This window comes from Streptomyces sp. NPDC031049, assembly GCF_055571015.1.
The window spans coordinates 19,764-41,593 of record NZ_JBVIGC010000006.1 but is presented as its reverse complement, the minus strand read 5'-3'; the positions used below and the strand labels follow the sequence as shown (position 1 = coordinate 41,593).

General features: G+C 75.1%; 16 protein-coding genes. 10 read left to right on the top strand and 6 right to left on the bottom strand.

All coding sequences use genetic code 11. The features are described 5' to 3' along the window. Positions 1-148: 148 nt before the first annotated feature. The 4 genes from ACZ45Q_RS12085 (at position 149) to ACZ45Q_RS12070 (ending at position 4,767) form a co-directional block, all read left to right on the top strand. The gene (locus ACZ45Q_RS12085; RefSeq protein WP_468258696.1) at positions 149-967 is read left to right on the top strand and encodes an isocitrate lyase/PEP mutase family protein; all 819 of its coding nucleotides are present in this window, start codon (positions 149-151) and stop codon (positions 965-967) included. 477 nt (positions 968-1,444) lie between these two features. Further along, positions 1,445-2,737, top strand: coding sequence for a 3-hydroxybenzoate 6-monooxygenase (locus tag ACZ45Q_RS12080; protein WP_468258694.1), 1,293 nt, complete (start codon positions 1,445-1,447; stop codon positions 2,735-2,737). A gap of 68 nt (positions 2,738-2,805) precedes the next feature. Next, positions 2,806-3,975, top strand: a complete 1,170-nt coding sequence (locus tag ACZ45Q_RS12075; RefSeq protein ID WP_468258691.1) for a 3-deoxy-7-phosphoheptulonate synthase — start codon at positions 2,806-2,808, stop codon at positions 3,973-3,975. A gap of 21 nt (positions 3,976-3,996) precedes the next feature. Beyond that, on the top strand, positions 3,997-4,767 hold the full coding sequence (locus tag ACZ45Q_RS12070) for a 2,3-dihydro-2,3-dihydroxybenzoate dehydrogenase (RefSeq protein ID WP_468258688.1): 771 nt from the start codon (positions 3,997-3,999) through the stop codon (positions 4,765-4,767). A 184-nt stretch (positions 4,768-4,951) separates the two neighbouring features. Here the strand turns inward: ACZ45Q_RS12070 and ACZ45Q_RS12065 are convergent, their stop codons facing one another. The 6 genes from ACZ45Q_RS12065 to ACZ45Q_RS12040 are packed head-to-tail and all read right to left on the bottom strand — an operon-like array spanning position 4,952 to position 14,467. Further along, complete coding sequence (locus ACZ45Q_RS12065) at positions 4,952-6,160, bottom strand: NAD(P)/FAD-dependent oxidoreductase (RefSeq protein WP_468258686.1); 1,209 nt, start codon at positions 6,158-6,160, stop codon at positions 4,952-4,954. Beyond that, a complete protein-coding gene (locus tag ACZ45Q_RS12060) occupies positions 6,157-7,599 on the bottom strand; it encodes an FAD-dependent oxidoreductase (RefSeq protein WP_468258683.1) in 1,443 nt (480 codons plus the stop codon). The genes ACZ45Q_RS12065 and ACZ45Q_RS12060 overlap by 4 nt, the downstream gene beginning before the upstream one ends. Beyond that, positions 7,596-9,674 carry a molybdopterin oxidoreductase family protein gene (locus tag ACZ45Q_RS12055; RefSeq protein ID WP_468258680.1) on the bottom strand — a complete coding sequence of 693 codons (2,079 nt, stop codon included), beginning with the start codon at positions 9,672-9,674 and terminating at the stop codon, positions 7,596-7,598. Before ACZ45Q_RS12055 ends, ACZ45Q_RS12060 begins: the two co-directional genes overlap by 4 nt. A 1-nt stretch (position 9,675) precedes the next feature. Then, entirely contained in the window at positions 9,676-11,079 is a 1,404-nt protein-coding gene (locus ACZ45Q_RS12050) for an MFS transporter (RefSeq protein WP_468258677.1), read from the bottom strand. Then, the gene (locus tag ACZ45Q_RS12045) at positions 11,079-12,494 is read right to left on the bottom strand and encodes a nitrosuccinate lyase (RefSeq protein ID WP_468258674.1); all 1,416 of its coding nucleotides are present in this window, start codon (positions 12,492-12,494) and stop codon (positions 11,079-11,081) included. The genes ACZ45Q_RS12050 and ACZ45Q_RS12045 overlap by 1 nt, the downstream gene beginning before the upstream one ends. Next, on the bottom strand, positions 12,491-14,467 hold the full coding sequence (locus ACZ45Q_RS12040) for an FAD/NAD(P)-binding protein (protein ID WP_468258671.1): 1,977 nt from the start codon (positions 14,465-14,467) through the stop codon (positions 12,491-12,493). The genes ACZ45Q_RS12045 and ACZ45Q_RS12040 overlap by 4 nt, the downstream gene beginning before the upstream one ends. Before the next feature lie 405 nt (positions 14,468-14,872). Between ACZ45Q_RS12040 and wrbA the strand changes: the two genes are divergently transcribed. The 6 genes from wrbA (at position 14,873) to ACZ45Q_RS12010 (ending at position 21,676) form a co-directional block, all read left to right on the top strand. After that, the gene (gene wrbA, locus ACZ45Q_RS12035; RefSeq protein ID WP_468258668.1) at positions 14,873-15,490 is read left to right on the top strand and encodes an NAD(P)H:quinone oxidoreductase; all 618 of its coding nucleotides are present in this window, start codon (positions 14,873-14,875) and stop codon (positions 15,488-15,490) included. A gap of 205 nt (positions 15,491-15,695) precedes the next feature. Continuing rightward, the gene (locus tag ACZ45Q_RS12030; RefSeq protein WP_468258665.1) at positions 15,696-16,949 is read left to right on the top strand and encodes an MFS transporter; all 1,254 of its coding nucleotides are present in this window, start codon (positions 15,696-15,698) and stop codon (positions 16,947-16,949) included. 4 nt (positions 16,950-16,953) lie between these two features. Next, complete coding sequence (locus ACZ45Q_RS12025) at positions 16,954-17,847, top strand: arylamine N-acetyltransferase family protein (protein ID WP_468258662.1); 894 nt, start codon at positions 16,954-16,956, stop codon at positions 17,845-17,847. 19 nt (positions 17,848-17,866) lie between these two features. After that, positions 17,867-19,441, top strand: coding sequence for a class I adenylate-forming enzyme family protein (locus tag ACZ45Q_RS12020; protein ID WP_468258659.1), 1,575 nt, complete (start codon positions 17,867-17,869; stop codon positions 19,439-19,441). Continuing rightward, complete coding sequence (locus ACZ45Q_RS12015; RefSeq protein WP_468258656.1) at positions 19,438-21,036, top strand: FAD-dependent monooxygenase; 1,599 nt, start codon at positions 19,438-19,440, stop codon at positions 21,034-21,036. The genes ACZ45Q_RS12020 and ACZ45Q_RS12015 overlap by 4 nt, the downstream gene beginning before the upstream one ends. Positions 21,037-21,076: 40 nt before the next feature. Further along, entirely contained in the window at positions 21,077-21,676 is a 600-nt protein-coding gene (locus ACZ45Q_RS12010) for a flavodoxin family protein (RefSeq protein ID WP_468258653.1), read from the top strand. Positions 21,677-21,830 lie beyond the last annotated feature (154 nt).

The following is a 21,830-nucleotide window of genomic DNA, read 5'->3' as shown; positions in this document are numbered from 1 at the left end:
GGGCCCCGGCGGGCGCCCCGGCCGGGGGCGAATCTGTCAACTCGCCCGGCCCGCCGACATGACGGACTGCCGCCGCGCGGCTGGCCCGCGGCCGGCCCGTCCGGTGGGGTGTGCGCCCGTGCCGACGAACCGCATCGAGGAGAACCCCATGGCAACGGTTGACGCGGCGGCGCTCGCCGCCAAGGCGGAGAAGCTGCGGGCACTGCACGCCGACAGGCCGCTGGTGCTGCCCAACGCCTGGGACGCGGCCAGCGCCCAGGTGCTGGCCAAGGCGGGCTTCCCGGCGCTCGCCACGGGCAGCAAGGCCGTCGCGGAGAGCCTCGGCTTCACCGACCACCAGGGCGCCCCGGCCGAGGAGATGCTGGCGGCGGCCGCACGTATCACCCGCGCCGTCGAGGTCCCGGTGACCGTGGACGTGGAGGCCGGCTACGGCCTGCCGGGCAAGGACATCGTGGCGCGGCTGCTCGCGGCCGGAGCGGCCGGCTGCAACATCGAGGACACCGCCCACCCGGGCACCGACCTGGTCGGCGTCGACACCCAGGCCGCTCTGCTGGCCGAGGTCCGGCAGGCCGCCGACGAGGCGGGCGTCCCGCTCTGGGTCAACGCCCGGGTGGACGTGTGGGAGCCGGGGGCGTTCCCGCCCGAGACGCCCGAGCCGGAGCGGATCGAGGAGGCCGTCCGGCGGGGCCGGGCCTATCTGGAGGCCGGTGCCGACTCGGTGTTCCCCGTCTTCGCGGCCGAGGAGGAGACGATCGCCGCCCTCGTCGAGCGCATCCCCGGGCCGGTCAACATCATGTACCTGCCGCAGACCCCTTCGCTGCCCCGGCTCGGCGAACTCGGTGTCGCCCGCGTCACGTTCGGGCCCGGACCGCACATGGCGACGCTGATGGTCCTCGAGCGTCTGGCGGAAAAGATGCGCCGCGGTGACGATCCGTACGCCGAGTTCCTCAAGGGCCGCCCGGCCTGATCCGGACACCCCCGCCGCCGCGCGCCGACCGCTCCCGCGCCCGCCGCGAGGGGCCGTCGACCGCCCTCCCACCCTCCGCGACCGCGCCCCTCGGCCCCCTCGGCCGAGGGGCGCGGTCGCTTCGGCGGACGGCAACCGTCCGGTCCGTGCGCCCGGCGGGGCGGCGGATCGCGCCATCCCGGCCGCCCCGGCGGGCCACCTGCGCCGAGGCTCCGACATGACGAAGTGGTCGGGCACGCGTTGCTGCGTTTGTCTTGAATCCACAGCATGGAAGCGTCTTCACCGACGTTCCTGAGCCGCCGTCCCGCCAGGGCCTTCCTCTCCGAGGGACGACAGGCCGTCCGCCCCCCGCCACCGGCCGCCGCGCCGCACCGCCGTGCCGCGGGTCGCGGCAGCCGAGATCCGCCGCGGCCCCCGAGTGACAGGGCGTCACAGCTCAAGTGCCCACCTGGACAGATACCGAGGAGACGAAGAGCGATGTCGAAGATAGTCGTCGCCGGTGGCGGCATCGGCGGGCTGGCCGCGGCGGTGAGCCTGGCCGCGCACGGCCACGAGGTCACCGTCCTCGAACGCAGGGACGCCTTCACCGAGTACGGGGCCGGAATCCAGATCGCCCCGAACGGCTTCCGCGCGCTCGACCGGCTCGGGGTCGGTGAAGCGGTGCGCAGCCGCGCCGTGTTCATCGACGCCCTGTGCTTCATGGACGGCACGACCGGGCGGACGGTCGCCCGGATGCCGCTCACCGACGCCTACCGCGAGCGGTTCGCCGGCCCCTACGCCGTGGTGCACCGCGCCGACCTCTACCAGCCGCTGCTGGACGCCTGCCGCGCCTCGGACCGCATCGAACTCCTCGCCGGCAAGGACGTACGGGCCTACGAGTGGACCGGCGGCCGGGCCACGGCCGTCACCCGGGCCGGCGAGCGGTTCTCCGGCGTCGCCCTGATCGGCGCGGACGGCATCCGCTCCGCCGTCCGGGCCCAGCTGCTCGGGGACGGACCGCCGAAGGTCTCGGGCCACACCATCTACCGATCCGTGATCCCGATGGAGCGCGTCCCCGAGGAACTGCGCTTCAACTCCGTCACCCTGTGGGCGGGCCCCAAGTGGCACTTCGTCCACTACGCCATCGGCGGCGGCGCCTACCTCAACCTCGCCGCCACGCGCGACGACGGCGCGAGCACGGCCCTGGTCGCCGAACCGGTCCGCAAGGAACGCGTCCTGGACGTCTTCCCGGAGGTGTGCGACACCGCCCGCTCCCTGCTGGAGCTGGGGGAGCAGTGGCGGGCCTGGGTGCTGTGCGACCGGGACCCGGTCGACGACTGGTGCACCGGCCGCGTCACCCTGCTCGGCGACGCCGCCCACCCCATGCTCCAGTACGCCGCCCAGGGCGCCTGCATGGCACTGGAGGACGCCGTCGTCCTCGGCGAGGTGACGGCCGGCATGACCGCCGACGACGTCCCCCTGCGCCTGGCCGAGTACAACGCCGCACGGCGCGCCCGCACCGCCAGGACTCAGACCGTCGCCCGGGAGATGGGGCGCCGCCTCTACCACCCCGCCGGCGAGGCGGCCGTGGCGCGCAACGCGATGCTCTCGTCCCTGACCTCGGACGAGCTGTACGACCAGGTCGGCTGGCTGCACGGCGGTGACTTCCGGCTGCCGCCGCGGGGCCCGGCCCGTCCGGCGGAACGCGGGGCCGACGGCCCCCTCGTTCCCGCCCGCACCCTCGCACCGTCCACGCCGGGAACCGCGGGCGTCGGCGGCTTCCCCGTGTGATGAACGACCGCCAGACCGTTCCGCACCACGTCCGGCTGTACCCGCCTCGCACCCTTCGGAGATCTTCAGTGGACAACACTCTGGACGACATACGCCTCACCTCCGCGTTGCAGCAGCCCAGATGGGACGACCTCGAGCAGGCCGAACTGGTCCGCAAGGAACTGTCCGTGCGGGCGCCGCTGGTCCACGCGGACGACGTGCGGGTCCTGCGCAAACAGCTCGCCCGCGTCGCCGCGGGCGAGGCGCACATCGTGCAGTCCGGCGACTGTTCCGAGGACCCCGACGAAAGCACCCCCGAGCACGTCCACCGCAAGGCCGCGGTGCTCGACCTGCTCGCCGGGGCCCTGAAACTGATCACCCGGCGGCCCGTGGTCCGCGTCGGCCGCATCGCGGGGCAGTTCGGCAAGCCGCGCACCAGCGACACCGAGACCGTCGACGGCGTCGAACTGCCGGTCTACCGCGGGCACATGGTCAACTCGCCCGAACCGGACCCGGAGAGCCGCAGGCCCGACCCGCTGCGGCTGCTCACCGGCTACATGGCGGCCAACGAGATCACCCGCAACCTCGGCTGGCACGGCGCCCGCCGCCCGCACGCGGAGTCCACCGTGTGGACCAGCCACGAGGCACTGCTCCTCGACTACGAGGTGCCCATGGTGCGTGAGCAGTCGTCCGGCGAGCTGCTGCTCACCTCCACCCACTTCCCGTGGATCGGGGAGCGCACCCGCCAGGTCGACGGCGCGCACGTCATGCTGCTCGCCAAGGTCGGCAACCCGGTCGCCTGCAAGGTGGGCCCGTCGATGACCGAACCGGAACTGCTCGCCCTGTGCAAGCGCCTCGACCCCGACCGGGAGCCCGGCCGGCTCACGCTGATCGCGCGCATGGGTGCCGACACCGTCGCCGAACGGCTGCCGGCCCTGGTCGGCGCGGTCCGCCGGGCGGGTCACCCCGTCATCTGGCTCACCGACCCGATGCACGGCAACACCGTCCGCACGCCGTCGGGGCACAAGACCCGCCTGGTCACCACCGTCGAGCGCGAGGTGCGGGCCTTCAAGCAGGCCGTGGAGTCGGCCGGCGGCGTGGCCGGCGGCCTTCACCTGGAGACCACGCCCGACGACGTCACCGAGTGCGCGCGCCACGCCGGTGACGTCGGACGGGTCGGGGACGTCTACACCAGCCACTGCGACCCGCGTCTGACCCCGGATCAGGCGATTTCCGTCGTGACGGCCTGGACCGACTGAGCGCCGATGGAGGTCGCAGACATGGAAGGACGAGTGGCCCTGGTCACCGGTGCCGCCGGAGGGATCGGAGAGGCCGTCGTCAGGGAGCTGGCCGGCCGCGGCGCCGTCGTCGCGGCCCTCGACCGCGACGGCGAGCAGCTCTGGGAGAAGGCCGGGAAGCTCATGGCGGAGGGCCTGGAGGTCACCGCGTTCCCCACCGACGTCACCGACAGCGACGAGGTGGAGGAGACCGTCGCACGGGTCGAGGACGAACTCGGCCCCGTCGACATGCTCGTCAACGCGGCCGGTGTGCTGCGGCTCGGCGAGGTCGTCTCCTACCGGGAGGCCGACTGGCGGACGACCTTCGACGTCAACGTCAACGGTGTCTTCTTCCTGTCCCGGGCCGTGGTCGGCCGGATGGTGACGCGCTCCAGGGGCGCCGTGGTGACCGTGGCCTCCAACGCCGCGGTCACGCCGCGCGCCGACATGGCCGCGTACGCCGCCTCCAAGGCGGCCGCCACCATGTTCACCAAGTCCCTGGGCCTGGAGGTGGCCCGCTACGGCGTACGGTGCAACGTCGTCGCGCCGGGCTCCACCGACACCCCGATGCTGCGGTCCATGTGGGCCGACGAGTCGGGGGCGCGGCGGACGCTGGCGGGCGACCCGGTGAAGTACCGGGTGGGCATCCCGCTCGGCCGGATCTCCCTGCCCTCGGACATCGCCGCGGCGGTCGCCTTCCTGCTGTCCGACGAGGCCGCCCAGATCACCCTGCACGTCCTGACGGTCGACGGCGGCGCCTCCCTGGGCGCCTGAACCGCGGACGGTCACGTCACCACGTGCCCCCGGTACGGCGGACAGCCGTACCGGGGGCACGTCGTGCGGGGCTCGTCATGTGGGGGCTCGTCATGTGGCACGTCGTGCGGGGCACCGAAGGAGGAAACGACGTCCCGCCCACCGGAGGCCGGTGGGCGGGACGTCGGTGTGACCGGGGCTCGGGTCAGGCGGTGGTGAGCAGCTCGTCCGGCGCGGCGGGCAGCGGCCGGCCGAGCAGCGGGCGCAGAACGGCGTAGGCGCTGGTGTCCCCGGCCAGGACGCCACCGACCAGGGTGGTCGCCGAGCCGTCCAGGACCAGCTTGGCGTAGCGGTCGCCACCCCGGTCGCCCCGGACGAACTCGACGGCACCCTCGCCGCGCGCGTGCGCGTCCCCGAAGCTGGCCACCTCGACGCCCACGAGCTTGAGCCGGGTGGACAGGTCGGCACCGGCGAACGCCGCGTCGCGCTCCCCGGTCAGCTGCCGGGCCACGGCCTCGGCCATCCGGTACCCCGGCGCCACCAGGCCGTGGCACCGGCCCTCGACGGCGGCGCACTCGCCGACGGCCCAGATCCGCCCGTCCGCCGTACGGCAGCGGGCGTCGACCAGGAAGCCGCCCCGGTCACCGGTGGCCAGATCGGCGCCGGCCGCCAGCTCGTCCCGCGGACGCACCCCGGCGGCGAACACCACCAGGTCCGTGCCGACGACCCTGCCGTCGGCGAGCGTCACCGACCGCACCGAGCCGTCCGCGCCCGCGTCGACCGACCGCAGCCCGGCACCGCAGTGGGCCCGCACCCCGCGCCGGGCCAGCAGCCGCCCGAGCACGGCACCGCCGCCCTCGTCCAGCTGGAGCGGCATCAGCCACGGCGCCGCCTCCACCACGTGCGCCCGCATCCCCAGCGCGTCCAGCGCGCCCGCGGCCTCCAGGCCGAGCAGACCGCCGCCGACGACCACGGCCGTGCGTCCCGGCCGGGCGGCGGCGCGGATCGCGGTGACGTCGTCCAGGGTGCGGTACACGTGGCAGCCGGGCAGGCCGTGGCCGGGCACCGGCGGGACGAACGGCCGCGACCCGGTGGCGAGCACCAGCGCGTCGTAGTCCACCCGTGTGCCGTCGGCGCACCGCACCGTGGCGGCGGCCCGGTCGATGTGCACGACCGGCGTGGACAGCCGCAGCTCCACCCGCTCGTCGTCGGCGAAGTCGGAGCCGGGCAGCGCCAGCCGGGCGGCCGGCGTGCCGCGCGCGTGGGCGGACAGGGCGACGCGGTCGTAGGCGGCCACCGGCTCCTCCGCCAGGACCACCACCCGCCAGGCGCCCCGCGGATCACGGGCGCGTACCTCCCGCACCAGCCGGTGGCCCGCCATACCGTGGCCGACCACGACCAGAACGCCGCTCATCGGGACACCTCTCGCAGCTCCTCACGGCGCGCGTACGCCGAACACCAGCCGCGCACCTCGCCGGCGCAGCCGCCGCAGCCGGTGGTCGCCCGGGTGGCGGCGGCCAGCTCGGCCACGGTGCGGGCACCCGCCCGCCAGGCGGCGGCCAGGCCCGCGCCCGTGACGTTGTTGCAGTGACACACGACGGCATCGCCGGGCAGCCGTTCGCCGGCGTACTCGGGCGGTGCGCCGAGCAGCAGGGCCAGCCGGTCGGCGGGTACCGGCTCGGCGCGCCGGTACAGCCGCACCACCGTCGCGATGGCGCGCCCGAGCCCCAGCAGCACCGCACCTCGGACGCGGCCGTCGCACAGCGAAAGACGGCCGTAGCGGCGGCGTGCGGCGTCACCGAACACCACCGTCTCCTCGGCCCCGTCCGCCGTGCCGAGCCACACCAGGTCCAGCTCGGGCGCCTTCAGACGTACGACGGGCCCGGTGGCGGTGTAGCGGGCCCGCCCGCCGGTCAGCAGCACGGCCAGCACCTCGGCCTGTTCCCAGGCGGCGGTGTGCCCGCCGTGCGGCCCGGCCCCGCCGTGCGGCCCGGCCCCGCCGTGCGGCCCGGCCCCGCCGGGCGGTTCGGCGCAGTCGCCGAGCGCGTGGATGCGCGGGTCGCTGGTGCGCAGTTCCTCGTCGACCACGACGCCCCTGCGCACCAGGAGTCCCGCGGACCGGGCGAGCGCGGTGCGCGGCGCCACGCCGGTGCACAGCAGGACGTCACCGGCGGCGACCCGGCGGCCGTCGTCGAGGCGGAGCTTGCCGCCGCGGTAGGCCTCGGCCGTCCGGCCGGTGCACAGATCCACGTCCAGCGCCCGCAGCCGCGCCGACAGCAGTTCGCCCGCCCGGGGCTCCAGCCGGCGGTCCAGCGGGTGGGGGCCCCGGTGCACGAGGGTGACGTCCCGGCCGCGGCGGCGCAGGGCGAGCGCGGCTTCCAGGGCCAGCGGCCCCCCGCCCACCACCGCGACCGGGTCATCCGACGCCAGGTCCGCGCACTGGGCCGGCGTCCGGAGCGTGCGGACGCCGGGGGCGAGCCGCCCGTCACCGCCGCGTGCCCAGGGCAGGTCGGGCACCAGGGGAGCGGCGCCCGTGGCCAGGACGAGACGGTCGTAGGGATAGCGGTGCCCGTCGCTGCCGTACACCAGGCGCCGGCGCCGGTCGACGGCCGTGGCCGTGACCCCGAGGCGCAGACGCGTGCCGTCGGGCGGGGCCGGCAGGGCGAGCGCCCCGGCGGTGAGGGTGCCGTCCAGCACCGAGGTCAGCAGCGGCCGGCTGTAGGCTCCCGTCGGTTCGTCGCCGAGGACGGTGACCCGACCGCGGTGACCGTGCCGGCCGAGCCGTTCCACCAGCCGGTGGGCGGCCGGTCCGTAGCCGACGACGACGATCCGCCCGGCCTCCGGGGCGCTCACGACGCCGCCTCCACGCGGACCGCGCACACCTTGAACTCCGGCATGCGGCTGCGCGGGTCGAGCGCCGGGTGCGTGACCAGGTTGGCGCGCCCCGCGCCCGGGAAGTGGAACGGCACGAAGACGGTGTCCGTGCGCAGCGAGGGGTCGAGGCGCACCCGCGCGACCATCGCGCCGCGCGCCGAACGCACCACGGCCGGCTGCCCGTCGGCGAGCCCGCACCGGGCCGCGGTGTCGGGGTGCATCTCGACGAACGGCTCCGGGGCGGCCTCGGCCAGCCGGGCCACCCTGCGGGTCTGCGCCCCGGACTGGTACTGGGCGAGCACTCGCCCGGTCGTCGCGTACAGCGGAAAGCCGGGACCCGGCAGCTCCGCCGAGTCCCGGTGCTCCACCGGCGCGAACCGCGCCCTGCCGTCGGGGTGCGCGAACCGGTCCAGGAACATCCGCGGCGTGCCGTCGCTCCCCTCGGGGCAGGGCCAGTACAACCGCGCGCCGGAGTCGAGGCGTTCGTAGCTGACGCCCGAGTAGTCGGCGGGTCCGCCCCGGGTCGCCTCGCGCAGCTCCTCGAAGACCTCCCGGGGCGCGCGCGGATAGCGTGCCGCGGGCTCGCCCAGGCGGACCGCCAGCCCGTGCAGCACCTCCAGGTCGCTGCGCACGCCCGGCGGCGGGTCGAGCAGCCTGCGGCGGCGCAGCACCCGCCCCTCCAGGCTGGTGAGGGTGCCCTCCTCCTCCGCCCACTGCGTCACGGGCAGCACCACGTCGGCCATCCGGGCCGTCTCGGACGGCACGAAGTCGGCCACCACCAGCAGGTCGAGCCGGCCGAGGCGCTCGGTCACCCGGCCCGCGTCGGGCGCGGACACCACCGGGTTGGAGCCGGCGACCAGCAGCGCCCGCGGGCCGTCGTCCTCGCCGATCGCGTCGAGCAGTTCGTAGGCGCTGCGCCCGGGACCGGGCAGCCGGCCGGGGGGCACGCCCCACACCCGGGCCAGGTGCTCCCTGGCCGCCGGGTCGGTCAGCGAGCGGTAGCCGGGCAACTGGTCGGCCTTCTGCCCCAGTTCCCGTCCGCCCTGGCCGTTGCCCTGGCCGGTCAGGGTGCCGAAGCCGCTGCCGACGCGTCCCGGCAGCCCCAGGGCGAGGGACAGATTGATGAACGCCGCCACCGTGTCGCTGCCCTTGCTGTGCTGCTCGGCGCCCCGCCCGGTCAGGACGTAGGCGCGCTCGGCGCCCGCCAGCATCCGGACGGCGGCGCGCAGCTCGGACACCGCGACCCCGGTCACGGCCTCCACGCGCTCCGGCCACCAGGCGACCGCACGGGCCCAGGCGGCGTCGAACCCGGTGGTGCGCCCGTCGACGTACGCCTTGTCGACGACACCGTCGGTGACCGCGATGTGCAGCAGCCCCAGGGCCAGGGCGAGGTCCGTGCCCGGCGTCGGCTGGAGGTGCAGCGCCGCGCGGGCGGCGGTACGGGTGCGCCGGGGGTCGGCGACGATCAGGTCCGGCCGGTCCAGGTGGCGCAGCAGCGGCGGCATCGTCTCGGCCGGGTTGGCTCCGGCGAGCAGCACCACGTCGGCGTCGCCGAGGTCCGTGACCGGGAACGGCAGGCCGCGGTCCACGCCGAAGGCGGCGATCTGCGCCGCCGCGGCCGAGGCCATGCAGAAGCGGCCGTTGTAGTCGATCTGGCTGGTGCCGAGCGCCAGCCGGGCGAACTTGCCCAGGGTGTAGGCCTTCTCGTTGGTGAGCCCGCCACCGCCGAAGACCGCGAGCGCGTCGGGTCCGTGGGCGGCACGGATCTCCCGCAGCCGCCGCGCGACCAGGTCCAGCGCCTCGTCCCAGCCGGCCGGGGCGAGCCGACCGTCGGCGCCGCGCACCAGCGGGGAGGTGAGACGGTCCGGGACGTCCAGCACGTCCGGCGCGGTCCAGCCCTTCTGGCACAGGCCGCCCCGGTTGACGGGGAAGTCCGGGTCGGGACGCACCTCGACGGCGCCGCGGACGCCGCTCAGCCGCGTCCCGCACTGAAGCGCGCAGTACGGGCAGTGGGTGGCGGTGCCGGCGGGGGCGCCGGTGTGTCGGGGTTCCATGTCACACCCGTCCAGCGGTCTTGGGCCGCACCGGTTCGACCCCGGCGGCCCTCTCGTCGTCCCGGCGGCGCAGGTACACCCGCCAGGTCAGGGCGAGGCAGAGCACGTAGTAGCCGAGGAACGCGGCGAACGCCACCGTCCCCGAGCCGGAGGTGCCGTAGGCGGTGCGGAACGCGAGGTTGATGCCGACCCCGCCGAGCGCGCCCACGGCCCCCGCGACGGCGATCAGCGCGCCGGAGAGCCTGCGGGCCCGGGCGAACGCCTCCGTGGCGTCCGCGCCGGCCGCGATGGCCTGCTCGGCCTCGGCGGCGTGCTGCGCGGGGATCATCTTGTACGTCGAGCCGTTGCCGAGCCCGCTGAGCACGAACAGCGCCGTGAATGCGGCCACGAACAGCGGGAAGGACGTGGTGGCCGAGGCGACGAGCAGCACCGAGGTGCCGGCCGCCATGGCCGTGAAGGTCACGAAGGTCACCCGCGCGCCGCCCCAGCGGTCGGCCATCCTGCCCCCGAACGGCCGGGCCAGCGAGCCGAGCAGCGGACCCAGGAAGGTGTAGGACGCCGCCTGGAGCGCGCTCGCCCCGAACTCGCTCTGCAACACCAGCCCGAACGCGAACCCGTATCCGATGAACGAGCCGAAGGTGCCGACGTACAGCAGCGAGATCCACCAGGTGTGCCGGTGCGCGGCGGCCTCCCGCAGCACCCCCGGCGCGGCCGGCGGGATGGGCAGGTTGTCCATGCGCAGCGCCGCGCCCAGCGACACGAGCACGATCAGCGGCAGGTACACGGCCGCCACGTAGGAGGGATGGGCGTCGCCGGCCGTGGCGATGACCAGCAGGCCGAGCAACTGCACCACGGCCACCCCCAGGTTGCCGCCGCCCGCGTTGACGCCGAGCGCCCAGCCCTGATGCCGCTGCGGGTAGAACGCCGTGATGTTGGTCATGGACGACGCGAAGTTGCCCCCGCCCAGCCCCGCCAGCGCCCCGATGAGCAGGAACACCCACAGCGGGGTCTGGGGGCGCTGCACGAAGAACGCCGCCAGCCCCGCGGGCACCAGCAGCACGGACGAGGCGAACACCGTCCAGTTGCGGCCGCCGAACCGGGCCACGGCCGTGCTGTAGGGCAGTCTGAGCGCCGCCCCGACCAGGGTCGGCACCACCACGAGCAGGAACTTCTCGGACGGTGTGAAGGTGAAACCGATGTCGGGCGACATGAAGAGCACCAGCACCGACCACATGCTCCACACCGAGAAGCCGACGTGCTCCGACAGCACCGAGAACAGCAGGTTGCGCCGGGCCACGAAGCGGCCCTCGCGCTCCCAGAACGCCTCGTCCTCGGGGTCCCAGTGCGTGATCCACCGCCCGCCGCGCGAGAGAGCGCCGGACGCCGCCGTACCCTTGCCCGCCATCACGACGCCCCGTTCGCGCCGGGGCCGCGCAGCGCGCGGTCGGTGAGGTGCGGCGCGGCCCCGGTGTAGCCCACCGGGTCGCACAGCTCGGCCAGTTCGGACGGGCACAGGCGGCCGGCCAGCGCGGGGGTCGCGGCGAGGACGTCGGCCAGCGGCCGTGCGGTGCGCCGCGCCTGCCGGGAGGCCTCGGTGAGCAGCCGCCGGGCGGCCGCCTTGCCGATCTCGGGCGTGAGGACGGCCGCGATCCTCTCCGACACCACCTGACTGCCCGTCATGCCGAGGTTGGCCCGCATCCGTGCCTCGTCCACCCGCAGCCCGCGGGCGAGCTCCACCGCGGTGTGCGCCGCTCCGCCGGTCAGCCGCAGGCACTCGCGCAGCAGCAGCCACTCCGCGTGCCACACCCCGGCCGAGCGTTCGTCCTCGGTGACCAGGCACTGCGTCAGCGCGCCGGACATCGCCGGCACCTGGAGGGCGGCGGCCCGCAGCAGCGTGGCGAGCACCGGGTTGCGCTTGTGGGGCATCGCCGAGGAACCGCCCCGGCCCGCCGCCCCCGGCTCGCTCACCTCGGCGGTCTCGGTGCGGGCCAGCGACTGCACGTCGACGGCGATCTTCCCCAGGGCACCGGCCGTGAAGGCGAGCGCCGCCGCGAGGTCGGCCATCGGCGTGCGCAGGGCGTGCCAGGGCAGCACCGGACGCGCGAGCCCCGTCTCCTCGGCGAACGCGTCCACGAGCCGGTCGGCGTACGCCTCCCGGTCCAGCACGCCGTCGCTGTCGAGGGCCGCGTACTCCAGATACCCGGCCAGCGTCCCGGCGGCGCCGCCCAGGGACACCGGCAGCCCGCCGTCCAGGAGGCGGGTCAGCCGCCGGTGAGCGGCGAGCACCAGCTCGCGCCAGCCCGCCGCCTTCAGGCCGAACGTCGTCGGAACCGCGTGCAGGGCCAGCGTGCGACCGGCCATCGGCGTCCGGCGGTGGTGTCCGGCCAGCGCGCCGAGCGCCTCGGCCACCTCGGCCAGATCGGTCCGTACGATCCGCAGGGCCCGCGCGGCGACCAGCATCGCCCCGGTGTCGAAGACGTCCTGGCTGGTGGAGCCGCGGTGCACGTACTCGGCGGCGGCCGGGTCCCGCTCGGCGACCCGGCCGGTCAGCGCCCGCACCAGGCCCACCACCGGATTGGCCGTCTCCCGCGAGGCGAGCGCCAGCTCCCGCGCGTCGAACAGCTCGGCACGCGCCGTCTCGGTGATCACGGCCGCGGCCTCGGCGGGCACCGTGCCCAGCCGCGCCTGCGCCCGTGCCAGCGCCGCCTCCGCGTCCAGCATCGCCTGGAGCCACGCCTCGTCACGGACGGCGGCCTCCACGGCGGTGCCCGCGCGCACCGGCGCCAGCAGCCCCGTGTCGTATCCCGTGGGCGTGCTCACACGACCACCCCCGGCAGCTCCGCGTCGTTCACCGTGGGACGCACCCCGGCCGGCACATGGGCCACCGGGGGCAGGCGCAGGGCGGCGCGGGCGATGGCGTCGGAGTCGGCGAGCGTCACGGAGTCCACCCCCGGACGGATCCCGGCGGCCGTGACCCAGTGCACCGACTCGGTGGGCACCCCGTAGGCGAAGCGGCGCGGGTGGGCCTGGCCGCGGCCGTCGAGCAGCCGGTAGGGCCGCTCCGTGACGGCCAGGCCACCGGTCTCGTAGGCGGGGGCGAACGCGCTGCGGATGCGGTAGGGGGCGGCCTGGTCGGTGTTGAGCAGGTGCTGGAGCAGCGGGTCGGCGGTGCGCCGCAGGTCCGGCTCGGGCAGCCGGGCCTCGATGAGGACCGTGGCGGGCACCGGCTCCCCGGGGACCACCGGCGACTGCGCGACGAACTGCGGGGTGGTGGGATCGATGCGCACCTGCGTCCCCGGACCGGTCAGGGTGAGCACACCGGCCTCGATCAGCGCCGCCATCTCCTCGATGCGCGAGACGGGCGGGCCGATCGACAGGAACGCGTTGAGCGGCGTGTACCAGCCCTCGAGGTCGTCGCGGTGCGACTCGCCGTCGAGCCCGCCGTGGTCCACCGCGAGCCGTATCTCGTTGCGCAGGTCGCGCAGCACGTCGAGCGCCGCCTTCAGCGGACCGCTGACGTTGCCCTGGCGGGCCGCCCGCACGTCCTCGGCGAGATGGCCGAGCAGCCAGCTCCTGAAGTCCGCGCGGTCGGTGAACGTCCGCCCGCCGTACGGCCGCGACAGCCGCTCCCAGTCCCAGCGCTCGTCCGGCGCGATGCCGTACTCCCCGAGCAGCCCGGCCGGGTCGGCGTCCGGCGGCAGGGCCAGGAACCGGTCGGTGAACGCGGCGTGCGCGTCGTCGCCGCGGGAGCGCAGCAGCGTGCCGTAGTACACGCTCTCCACCTCGCGGGAGATCAGCGGCCACAGGTCGGCGCCGAACGACACCGGCTCGCCCCGGTCGCGGCGCCGCCGCAGGCCGGCGATGAACTCCGGGGTGAGCAGCCGGGGCCGGTGGCGGCCGTGCGGGCCCTTCTCGTTCTCGCCGCGCGCGTGGTAGGGGATGCCGCGCCGGGAGAACGCGTACAGCTTCGGCTCCCGGCCCGACGGACGGTAGACCAGCCGCTCGCCCTCGCGGACGAAGGTGCCGCCGCGGCCGGCGGTGAACAGGGCCATGTAGTCGAAGAAGTTGAGGCCGAGGCCGCGCAGCAGCACGTTCTGCTCCGGCCGGATGCCGCCGAGGTCCACGTCGGCGGGGTTGACCGGGGTGATGTAGGTGAGGTGGTGGATCCGCGCCAGGGACGCGGCCCGCTCCTCACGCGCCGACAGCCGGGCCGGCACGTGCCCGAGCGCCAGGACCACCCCGTCGAGCGCGTTGAGCCGGGTGCCGTCCTCCAGCCGCACGCCCTGGGGTCCGCCCGGCACGCCGTGCACGTCGGACATGGCCACCGCCCGGGAGCGGTGCACCCGGACCGTCACGTGCTCCGGTGCCCGCTCGATCAGGCGCCGGAAGCAGTCGTGCAGGTACTCGCCGTACAGCGCCCGGGTGGGATAGGAGTCGGGGCCGAGCGACGCCGCCTCGCGCCGGGTCGCGGAGCTGTACTCCCGCGCACCGGCGAGCAGCGCGAGCGACTGCGCCCACTCGTGGAGGCTGGGCCCGGGCTCGATCGGCCCGTCGATCCGGGAGCTGTCGTCGGTGAAGACCGTGATCTGCGAGGCGACGGTGTTCATCAGCAACTGCCGGGACTGGTCGCAGCGCCACACGGCACCGGCGCCGGGGGCGTGCGGGTCGACCACGTGCACCGTGAGGGAGCGGTGGCGCCGTTCGTGCCGTTCGTTGGCCAGCAGCCGTTCGAGGACGGAGAGTCCGCGCGGGCCGGCCCCCACTATGCACAGTTCGACATGACTACCGTTCACGAGGGTCTCCGTTCGGTATCCGGACATGCGCCTCGCCGCTCGACTCGTCCGGTCGGCACTGACCGTCGGGAGCGGCGCGCAAAGCCGCACGCCTCGGGGCCGCACACGAGGGCGGCCGGCGGGGGAGTGGCTCGGCCCGAGCGTGCTGAGCCGCCACCGGGCGGTCAACGAACGGGCCAAGCGTCCGTCAAGTCGCGGTCCCGCCTGCGACTTCGTGGTCCGGCCCGCTGCCTCGGCGCATGCGGTGCGGGCCGCGCCGGGCCGGCGCGCGGGACCTGACGGACTCGGGGAACCCGCTTTGCCGGGCGGCGGCGGCGTCCGCACGATGAGGCCACCTGCGGCCCTCAGGGCGCCGGTCACCGGCGTCGAGGCCGGCGTCAACCCATCGAGGGAGCCTCACCCACCATGACCAATGTCGCCGTCATCTACTACTCGTCCACCGGCAATGTGCACCGGCTCGCCCAGACCGCTGCCGACGCCGCCGAGAAGGCCGGCGCGGACGTGCGGCTGCGCAAGGTCGCCGAGCTGGCACCCGAGTCGGCCATCGCGCAGAACGAGTTCTGGGCCGCGCACGCCGCCGCCACCCGGAACGTCCCCGAGGCCGCCCTGGAGGACCTGGAGTGGGCCGACGCCGTGCTGTTCGGCACCCCGACCCGCTTCGGCCTGCCCGCGGCCCAGCTCAAGCAGTTCCTGGACACCACCGGCGGCATCTGGTTCCAGGGCAAGCTGGTCAACAAGGTGGTGTCCTCGTTCACCTCCACGTCCAGCGACCACGGAGGGCAGGAGAGCACCCTGCTCGCCCTGAACAACACCTTCTACCACTGGGGCGCGATCATCGTTCCCCCCGGCTTCGCCGACCCGGTCCAGTTCGAGCCGGCCAACGGCAACCCGTACGGGGCGAGCAGCGTCTCCGGCAACCAGCCCGACAACGTCGACCCGAACAACCTGGCGGCGATCGAGTTCCAGGCCCGCCGGACCGTGGCCGTCGCCGACGCCCTCAAGCGCGGCTTCGCCGCGGCCTGACCTCCGCCCGACCCCGGCCGGTCCTCCGCCTGGTCCCGGCCGGTGCTCCGCCTGACCCCGGCCGGTGCTCCGGCCGGTCCCTTCGGGCGCGTCGTCCGCACAGCCCGCCGTGCCGCCCGGTCCCCCCCCGTGGCCGGGCGGCGCGGCACCGTCCCACTTCCGCCCGGACGTGCCCCGCGCACGGAGGAGAGAGGCGTAGCGGTCCATGTCCCACGCTCACCACACCAAGGGCGCGCAGGCGCCGTTCGCCGCCACCGTCGCCATGATGTCGGTGGTCGCGGTCCTGGTCGTCGGCCAGACCTTCGTCACCATCCCGCTGCTGCCCGAGCTGGGCCGGGCCTGGGGCGTGCCGCAGGAGTCGGCGACCTGGGCCACCTCGGCCTTCGCCGTCGCCTACGCCTGCGGCTCCCTGGCCAGCGGCCCGTTGTCCGACCGCTTCGGCCGCCGCACCCTCCTGGCCGGCTGCGTCGCCGCCATGGCCGTCGCGACCGCCCTCGTGCCGCTCGCCCCCGACCTGGCCTGGGGCGCCGCGCTGCGGGCCGTGCAGGGCGCCGTGGCCGGTTCCTTCGTCCCGATGTCGTACGCCTACCTGGGCGAGCACGTGCCGCCGCACCGGCTGCCCCTGGCCCTGACGACCGTCAACTGCGCCTCCGGCGCCACCGTGGTCCTCGGCCAGGTCCAGGGCCAGCTCATCGGCTCCGCCCTCGGCTGGGAAGCGGTGTTCCTCGTCTCCGCGCCGCTGCTCGCCGCCGGAGCCTTCGCGATCCGCCGGGTCATGCTGCCCGACCCGCCGTACCGCGCCCGCCGGGACGGCGCGGCCGCCGGCGCCGGCCTCGGCGTGCTGAAGTCGGCCCGCCTGCTGCCGCTGTTCGTCGTCACCGTGCCCCTGGTGGGCAGCCTCACCACGGTCTACTCCGGGGTCCAGCTCTACGGACCGGACGACCTCGTCGGCGACCCCGGCGCGCTGCTCGCCCTGCGCGCCAGCGCACTGCCCGCCATGATCATCGCCGTGCTGATCGCCCCGGCGCTGGGCCGCGTCCCCGCCCTGCACCGGGCCGCCGGCTCCCTCGTCGTCGCCGCGGCCGGACTGGTCGCCGCCGCGTTCGCCGGTGACAACACCGTCGGCCTGGGCGCCGCCCTGTTCGTGTTCGTCCTGGCCATCTCCACCGTCGGCCCCGCCGTCGTGCAGGCCATCGGCGCGAGCGCCCAGGGCGCCCGGGCGACCGCGATCGCCGTCTACGGGTTCGTCCTGAACCTGGGCGCCGGCGCCGGGGCCCAACTGCCGCTCGCCGTGGGCGACCTGCCCTCCGTCGCCCTGGTCACCGCCGCCGCCCTCGCGGTCTGTGTCGGCCTGGTGCTCCGGGCCGACCACGCGGCCCGGCGGCACGCCCTCACCCGCGGCGCGGACCACGCCGCCGCACACCGCCGACCGGCACCGGAGCACGCCGATGAAAGGTGAACTCATGCACCAGGCCCCGCCCGCCGAGCGCACCGCGGCAGGCGCCGCCGACTGGGACGTCGCCTCCCTCGACCTCGACGCCTACCTGCGGCGCGTCGGCCACCACGGCCCCCGCACCGCCGGCACGGACGTCCTGCGCCGCCTGCACCGCGCGCACATGTCGACGATCTGCTTCACCAACCTCGACCTCTTCCTCGGCCGCGGCGTCCGCCTCGACCTGCCCAGCCTGCAACGCAAGCTCGTCGACGAGCGCCGCGGCGGCTACTGCTTCGAGCAGAACCTGCTGTTCGCCGCGGCCCTGGAGCGCCTCGGCTTCACCGTCACCCGGCACCTGGCCCGGATCCGCCGCGGCAGCGACCGGGTGCGGGCGCGCAGCCACGCGGTCGTGCTGGTCGACGTCGACGGCCGGCGTCTGCTCGCCGACGCCGGATTCGGCGACGAGGGACTCATCGAACCCATCCCCCTGGAGGACGGGGCCCGGCTGACCGTCGGCGACTGGACCTGGCGGGTCGACGCCGAGGACGACGAGTGGGTGCTGCGCTCCCGCCGCCCCGACGGCTGGTTCGACGTCTTCTCGCTGCGCCTGGAACGCCACTTCCCGATCGACTTCGAGACCTCCAACCACTACACGGCGAGCCACCCCAGGTCCGCGTTCGTCGGCAAGCTGCTCGCCCAGCGCGGCGACGAGCACCTGCGCCACGCCCTGTACAACCTGGATCTGACCACGCAGCATCCCGACGGCCGCCACGAGCAGCGGCGGCTGGCCCCCGAGGAACTGGGGCCCGTGCTGCGCGACGTCTTCGGAATCACGGTCCGCGAGCACGAGGAGCCGCTGCTGCTGGCGGCGCTCGCCGCGGCCGGCGCCGAAGCACGTCCCAAGGACCCCGTCACCCTTTGACGCCAAGGAGACGTCAGCGATGTTCCGCACCCCGGCCCCGCGCAAGGGCCTGTACCTGGGGAGCGTTCCCCAGCAGGCCGCCTCCGCCCACCCCGACACGCCCATCACCCTCGACCACGACCTGCACGCCCTGCCGGAGGCCGGGCGCCGGTTCACCGTCACCGAACTCGCCGGCTTCGTCGACGACCTGGCGGCCCGGCTGTGGGCCGCGGGCGTCCGCCCCAGCGAGCACGTCGCCCTCTACAAGGCGCAGAACTTCGACATCTACCTGCTGGCGTGCGCCGCCTCCCGCATCGGCGCCGTCCCGGCCCTGCTCTCCCCGGCGCTGGACGGCGCCACCGTGGACGCGCTGCTGCGCCGGCTGGACCGGCCCCACCTGATCACCGACGACGACAAGCTGAGCGGTGACCTCGCCGGACTGCCCCTGTACGAGACGGCCGGCCGGGTCGTCACCGTCGACCGCGGCGGCGAGGGCGGCATCTGCCTCGCCGACCTCGCCGGCTCCCCGCGCCGCGAACCGGTGCTGCTGCACGCCGACCACCCGGCGCTGATGACCCACACCTCCGGCACCACCGGCGTGCCCAAGCTGGTCGTGCACACCGCCCGCTCGCTCCAGGGCCGCCTGCGCCCCCAGACGGGCCTCGCCTCCCTCATCCGCACCCGCGAGACGTACGCGGTGCACCTCTCCTACGTCCACTCCCGGATGTACATGGCGCTCGCCGTCGCCCTGTCCAAGGGCATGCCGGTGGTCGTCCTGGACGACGGCTCGCCCGAGCACGCCGCCGACGTGTTCGTCCGCACCCGGCCCGGCTTCGTGGAGACGCACCCCAACTCCTTCATGGAGTGGGAGGAACTGGCCGACGACCCGCGCGGACCGCTGTCCAACGTGAAGTACTTCAACGGCACGTTCGACGCCCTCCACCCGCCGACCATAGGCAAGCTGCTGTCCGCCTCCCGGCGCTCCAACCCGCTGTTCTTCCAGTTCTACGGGCAGAGCGAGTGCGGGCCGCTGGTGGGCCGCTGGTACACCCGCAAGAACATCCACAAGGCCGACGGCCGCTGCCTGGGCTTCACCATCCCCGGCATCACCCGGCTGCGGATCGTCAGCCGCGACGGCAGGCGCCCCACCAAGAAGAACCCCGGCCTCATCGAGGTGCAGAGCGACGGGCGCGCGGTGAGCTACTACGCGGAGGAGGAGCGCTACGCCAAGGAGTGCCACGGCGACTGGTGGCGCACCGGCGACGTCGGCTACCGCACCTCCCTGGGCTGCGTCCACCTCCTGGACCGCGAGGTCGACGTCATCCCCGGCATCGACAGCACCCTGGAGGTGGAGGACACCGTCCTCGGCCGACTGGAGGAACTCTCCGAGCTGGTCCTGGTGCCCGGCCCCGACAAGGAGCCGCTGCCGGTGGTGTGCACCCGGCGCAACGAGCCGCTGGACCCGGAGCGCTGGCGCTCCGCCGTGGCCGACTTCCCGCAGCTCGCCGACCCCGTCCAGCTGCCGCTGAGCGAACTGCCGCGCACCGCCACGATGAAGGTGCAGCGGATCGAGCTCGCCCGCCGGCTCAGCGAACGCGCGGAGCGTGCCGCATGACCGCCACGACGGACCGGGCCCGTTCGGCGGGCGACGTGGACGTCCTCGTCGTCGGCGCCGGGCCCACCGGTCTGCTCGCCGGCTGCGAACTGCTGCGCCGCGGCGTCAAGATCCGGGTGATCGACCGCGACCTGGAACCGATGGCGGTCCCCAAGGCGCTGTCGCTGTGGCCCCGCGCCGTCGACGTGCTCGACGACCTGGGCGTCGGTGACGGGCTGCGCGCGGCCTCCGTCCGCGTCGACACCTGGAGCTACTTCTCCGACCGCCGCCCGCTCGCCTCCTTCCCGATCCCCGCCGAGTACGCGGCCCTCAGCCTGCCCCAGTACGAGACCGAGCGGCTGCTGACCGAGCGCTTCCACGCGCTGGGCGGGAAGGTCGAGCGCGGCGTGCGGCTGCTCGCCGTCGACGACGTCGACTACTCCGGCCGCATCGACGCCACCGACGGGGTCACCGCCGTCCTCGAGCACCAGGACGGCGTCGTCGAACGCGTCCGCGTGCCCTTCCTCATCGGCGCCGACGGAGCGGGCAGCGCGGTGCGCGGCCAGCTGGGCACCGGGTTCGAGGGCAGCACCTACGAGATGGCGTTCGCCCTGGTCGACACCCGGATCGAGGGGCATCTGCCGGCCAACGAGATCCGCTACTACCAGGCCCCGTCGGGCACGCTGGTCATCGTGCCGATGCCGGACGGCGTCTTCCGCTTCCTGTGCGTGCTGCCCAGCGCGGGCCAGGAGGTCGGCGTCGGGATGATGCAGAAGCTGGTCGACGAGCGCGGCCCGCGCGGCATCAGGCTCACCGACCCGGTCTGGCAGACCGTCTTCCGGGTGCACGCCCGGCGCGCCACCGACTTCCAGCGCGGCCGGATCTTCCTCATGGGCGACGCGGCGCACGTGCACAGCCCCGCGGGCGGCCAGGGCATGAACAACGGCCTCCAGGACGCCCACAACCTGGCCTGGAAGCTCGCCGCGGTGATCCACGGCGACTCGCCGTCCTCGCTGCTGCGCGACTACGGCGCCGAGCGCACCCACATCACCCGGCGCATCGTGCGCGACACCGACATGCAGACGCGTGCCTGGATGGCGGGAAGCCGAGCCAAAGTGATCACCCGTGACGCCCTGTTCCGCCTCGCCGACCGCACCGGCGCCGTCACCCGGTTCTACGCACCCGTGCTCGCGGGCCGCCGGCTCGCCTACGAGGTGGTCCGCGCCACCCAGCTCCCCTCCCGGCGGCACCGGTGCGCGCTGCGCGGCCGGCTCCCCGGCGGCCTGCGCGTCGGCTCGGTCTTCCCCCGGCAGGTCGCGCTGGCGCACACCATGAGCGGCCCGGCGGCCGACCCGTCCGCGTGGACGCTGGTGGTGGTCACCCCGCCCACCGGACGGCACGCGGCGTGGCTGGAGGAGGTCGAGCGGATCGCGGCGCGCCGCGGGCGGTTGCGGGTGCTGCGGCTGAGCCGTCGGGAACTGGCGCCCTTCGGTGCCTGCCCGGAGGCCCACTACCACCTGGTCCGGCCGGACGGGCACATCGCCGCCCACGGACACGAACGCGACCTGGACCGCCTGGAGTCCGAACTGGACGAGGTGCTGCCGGCCCGGCCCTGACCGGCCCGCGGCGCCGACACCGCTCCTCGGGAGGAGAGTCATGACCACCGACACGACCGTGGCCGTCGCCTACCACTCCGGCTATGGACACACCGCCGTGCTCGCCGAGGCCGTGGGCGACGGAGTGGCCGAGGCGGGTGCCACGGCCGTGCCGGTCCGCGTCGACACGATCACGGACGAGCAGTGGGCCGCCCTCGACGCCGCGGACGCCATCGTCTTCGGCGCCCCGACCTACCTGGGCACCGCGTCGGCGGCGTTCCACGTGTTCGCCGAGTCGACGTCGGGCCGCTGGGCCAGGCGGGCCTGGACCGGGAAGGTGGCCTCCGGGTTCACCGTCTCCGGGTCGATGAGCGGGGACAAGCTGCACACCTTGCAGTACTTCTCGGTCTTCGCCGCGCAGCACGGCATGCACTGGGTCAGCCTCGACCTGCTGCCCGGCTGGAGTTCCAGCACCGCCTCCGTCCACGATCTGAACCGGCTCGGCATCACCCTCGGCACCGGTGCCCAGGTGGACACCGACCGCGGCCCGGAGGAGGTGTCCAAGGCCGACGCGCAGACCGCCCTCCACCTCGGGGCGCGGGTCGCCCGCGTCGCCGCCGCGCTGACCGCGGCGCCGGCCGCGGCCGGCGCGGCGCGCTGACCCGCCACCCGGCACCACCCGAACGGACACCACCGCACACGGCGCTGGGGGGGGGGGGGGGAGGGGGGGTGGGAGGCGGCGCACGGTGTTGCGCCCTGAACGGAGCAACCCGATGGAGGGGAGAGAATTCTGGTAGGGGGGCGGTATCCATGAG

Coding starts and splice junctions, on each gene's coding strand:
- ACZ45Q_RS12085 (WP_468258696.1), top strand. CDS start 149: ATGGCAACGGTTGACGCGGCGGCGCTCGCCGCCAAGGCGGAGAAGCTG.
- ACZ45Q_RS12080 (WP_468258694.1), top strand. CDS start 1,445: ATGTCGAAGATAGTCGTCGCCGGTGGCGGCATCGGCGGGCTGGCCGCG.
- ACZ45Q_RS12070 (WP_468258688.1), top strand. CDS start 3,997: ATGGAAGGACGAGTGGCCCTGGTCACCGGTGCCGCCGGAGGGATCGGA.
- ACZ45Q_RS12065 (WP_468258686.1), bottom strand. CDS start 6,160: ATGAGCGGCGTTCTGGTCGTGGTCGGCCACGGTATGGCGGGCCACCGG.
- ACZ45Q_RS12055 (WP_468258680.1), bottom strand. CDS start 9,674: ATGGAACCCCGACACACCGGCGCCCCCGCCGGCACCGCCACCCACTGC.
- ACZ45Q_RS12050 (WP_468258677.1), bottom strand. CDS start 11,079: ATGGCGGGCAAGGGTACGGCGGCGTCCGGCGCTCTCTCGCGCGGCGGG.
- wrbA (WP_468258668.1), top strand. CDS start 14,873: ATGACCAATGTCGCCGTCATCTACTACTCGTCCACCGGCAATGTGCAC.
- ACZ45Q_RS12030 (WP_468258665.1), top strand. CDS start 15,696: ATGTCCCACGCTCACCACACCAAGGGCGCGCAGGCGCCGTTCGCCGCC.
- ACZ45Q_RS12025 (WP_468258662.1), top strand. CDS start 16,954: ATGCACCAGGCCCCGCCCGCCGAGCGCACCGCGGCAGGCGCCGCCGAC.
- ACZ45Q_RS12020 (WP_468258659.1), top strand. CDS start 17,867: ATGTTCCGCACCCCGGCCCCGCGCAAGGGCCTGTACCTGGGGAGCGTT.
- ACZ45Q_RS12015 (WP_468258656.1), top strand. CDS start 19,438: ATGACCGCCACGACGGACCGGGCCCGTTCGGCGGGCGACGTGGACGTC.
- ACZ45Q_RS12010 (WP_468258653.1), top strand. CDS start 21,077: ATGACCACCGACACGACCGTGGCCGTCGCCTACCACTCCGGCTATGGA.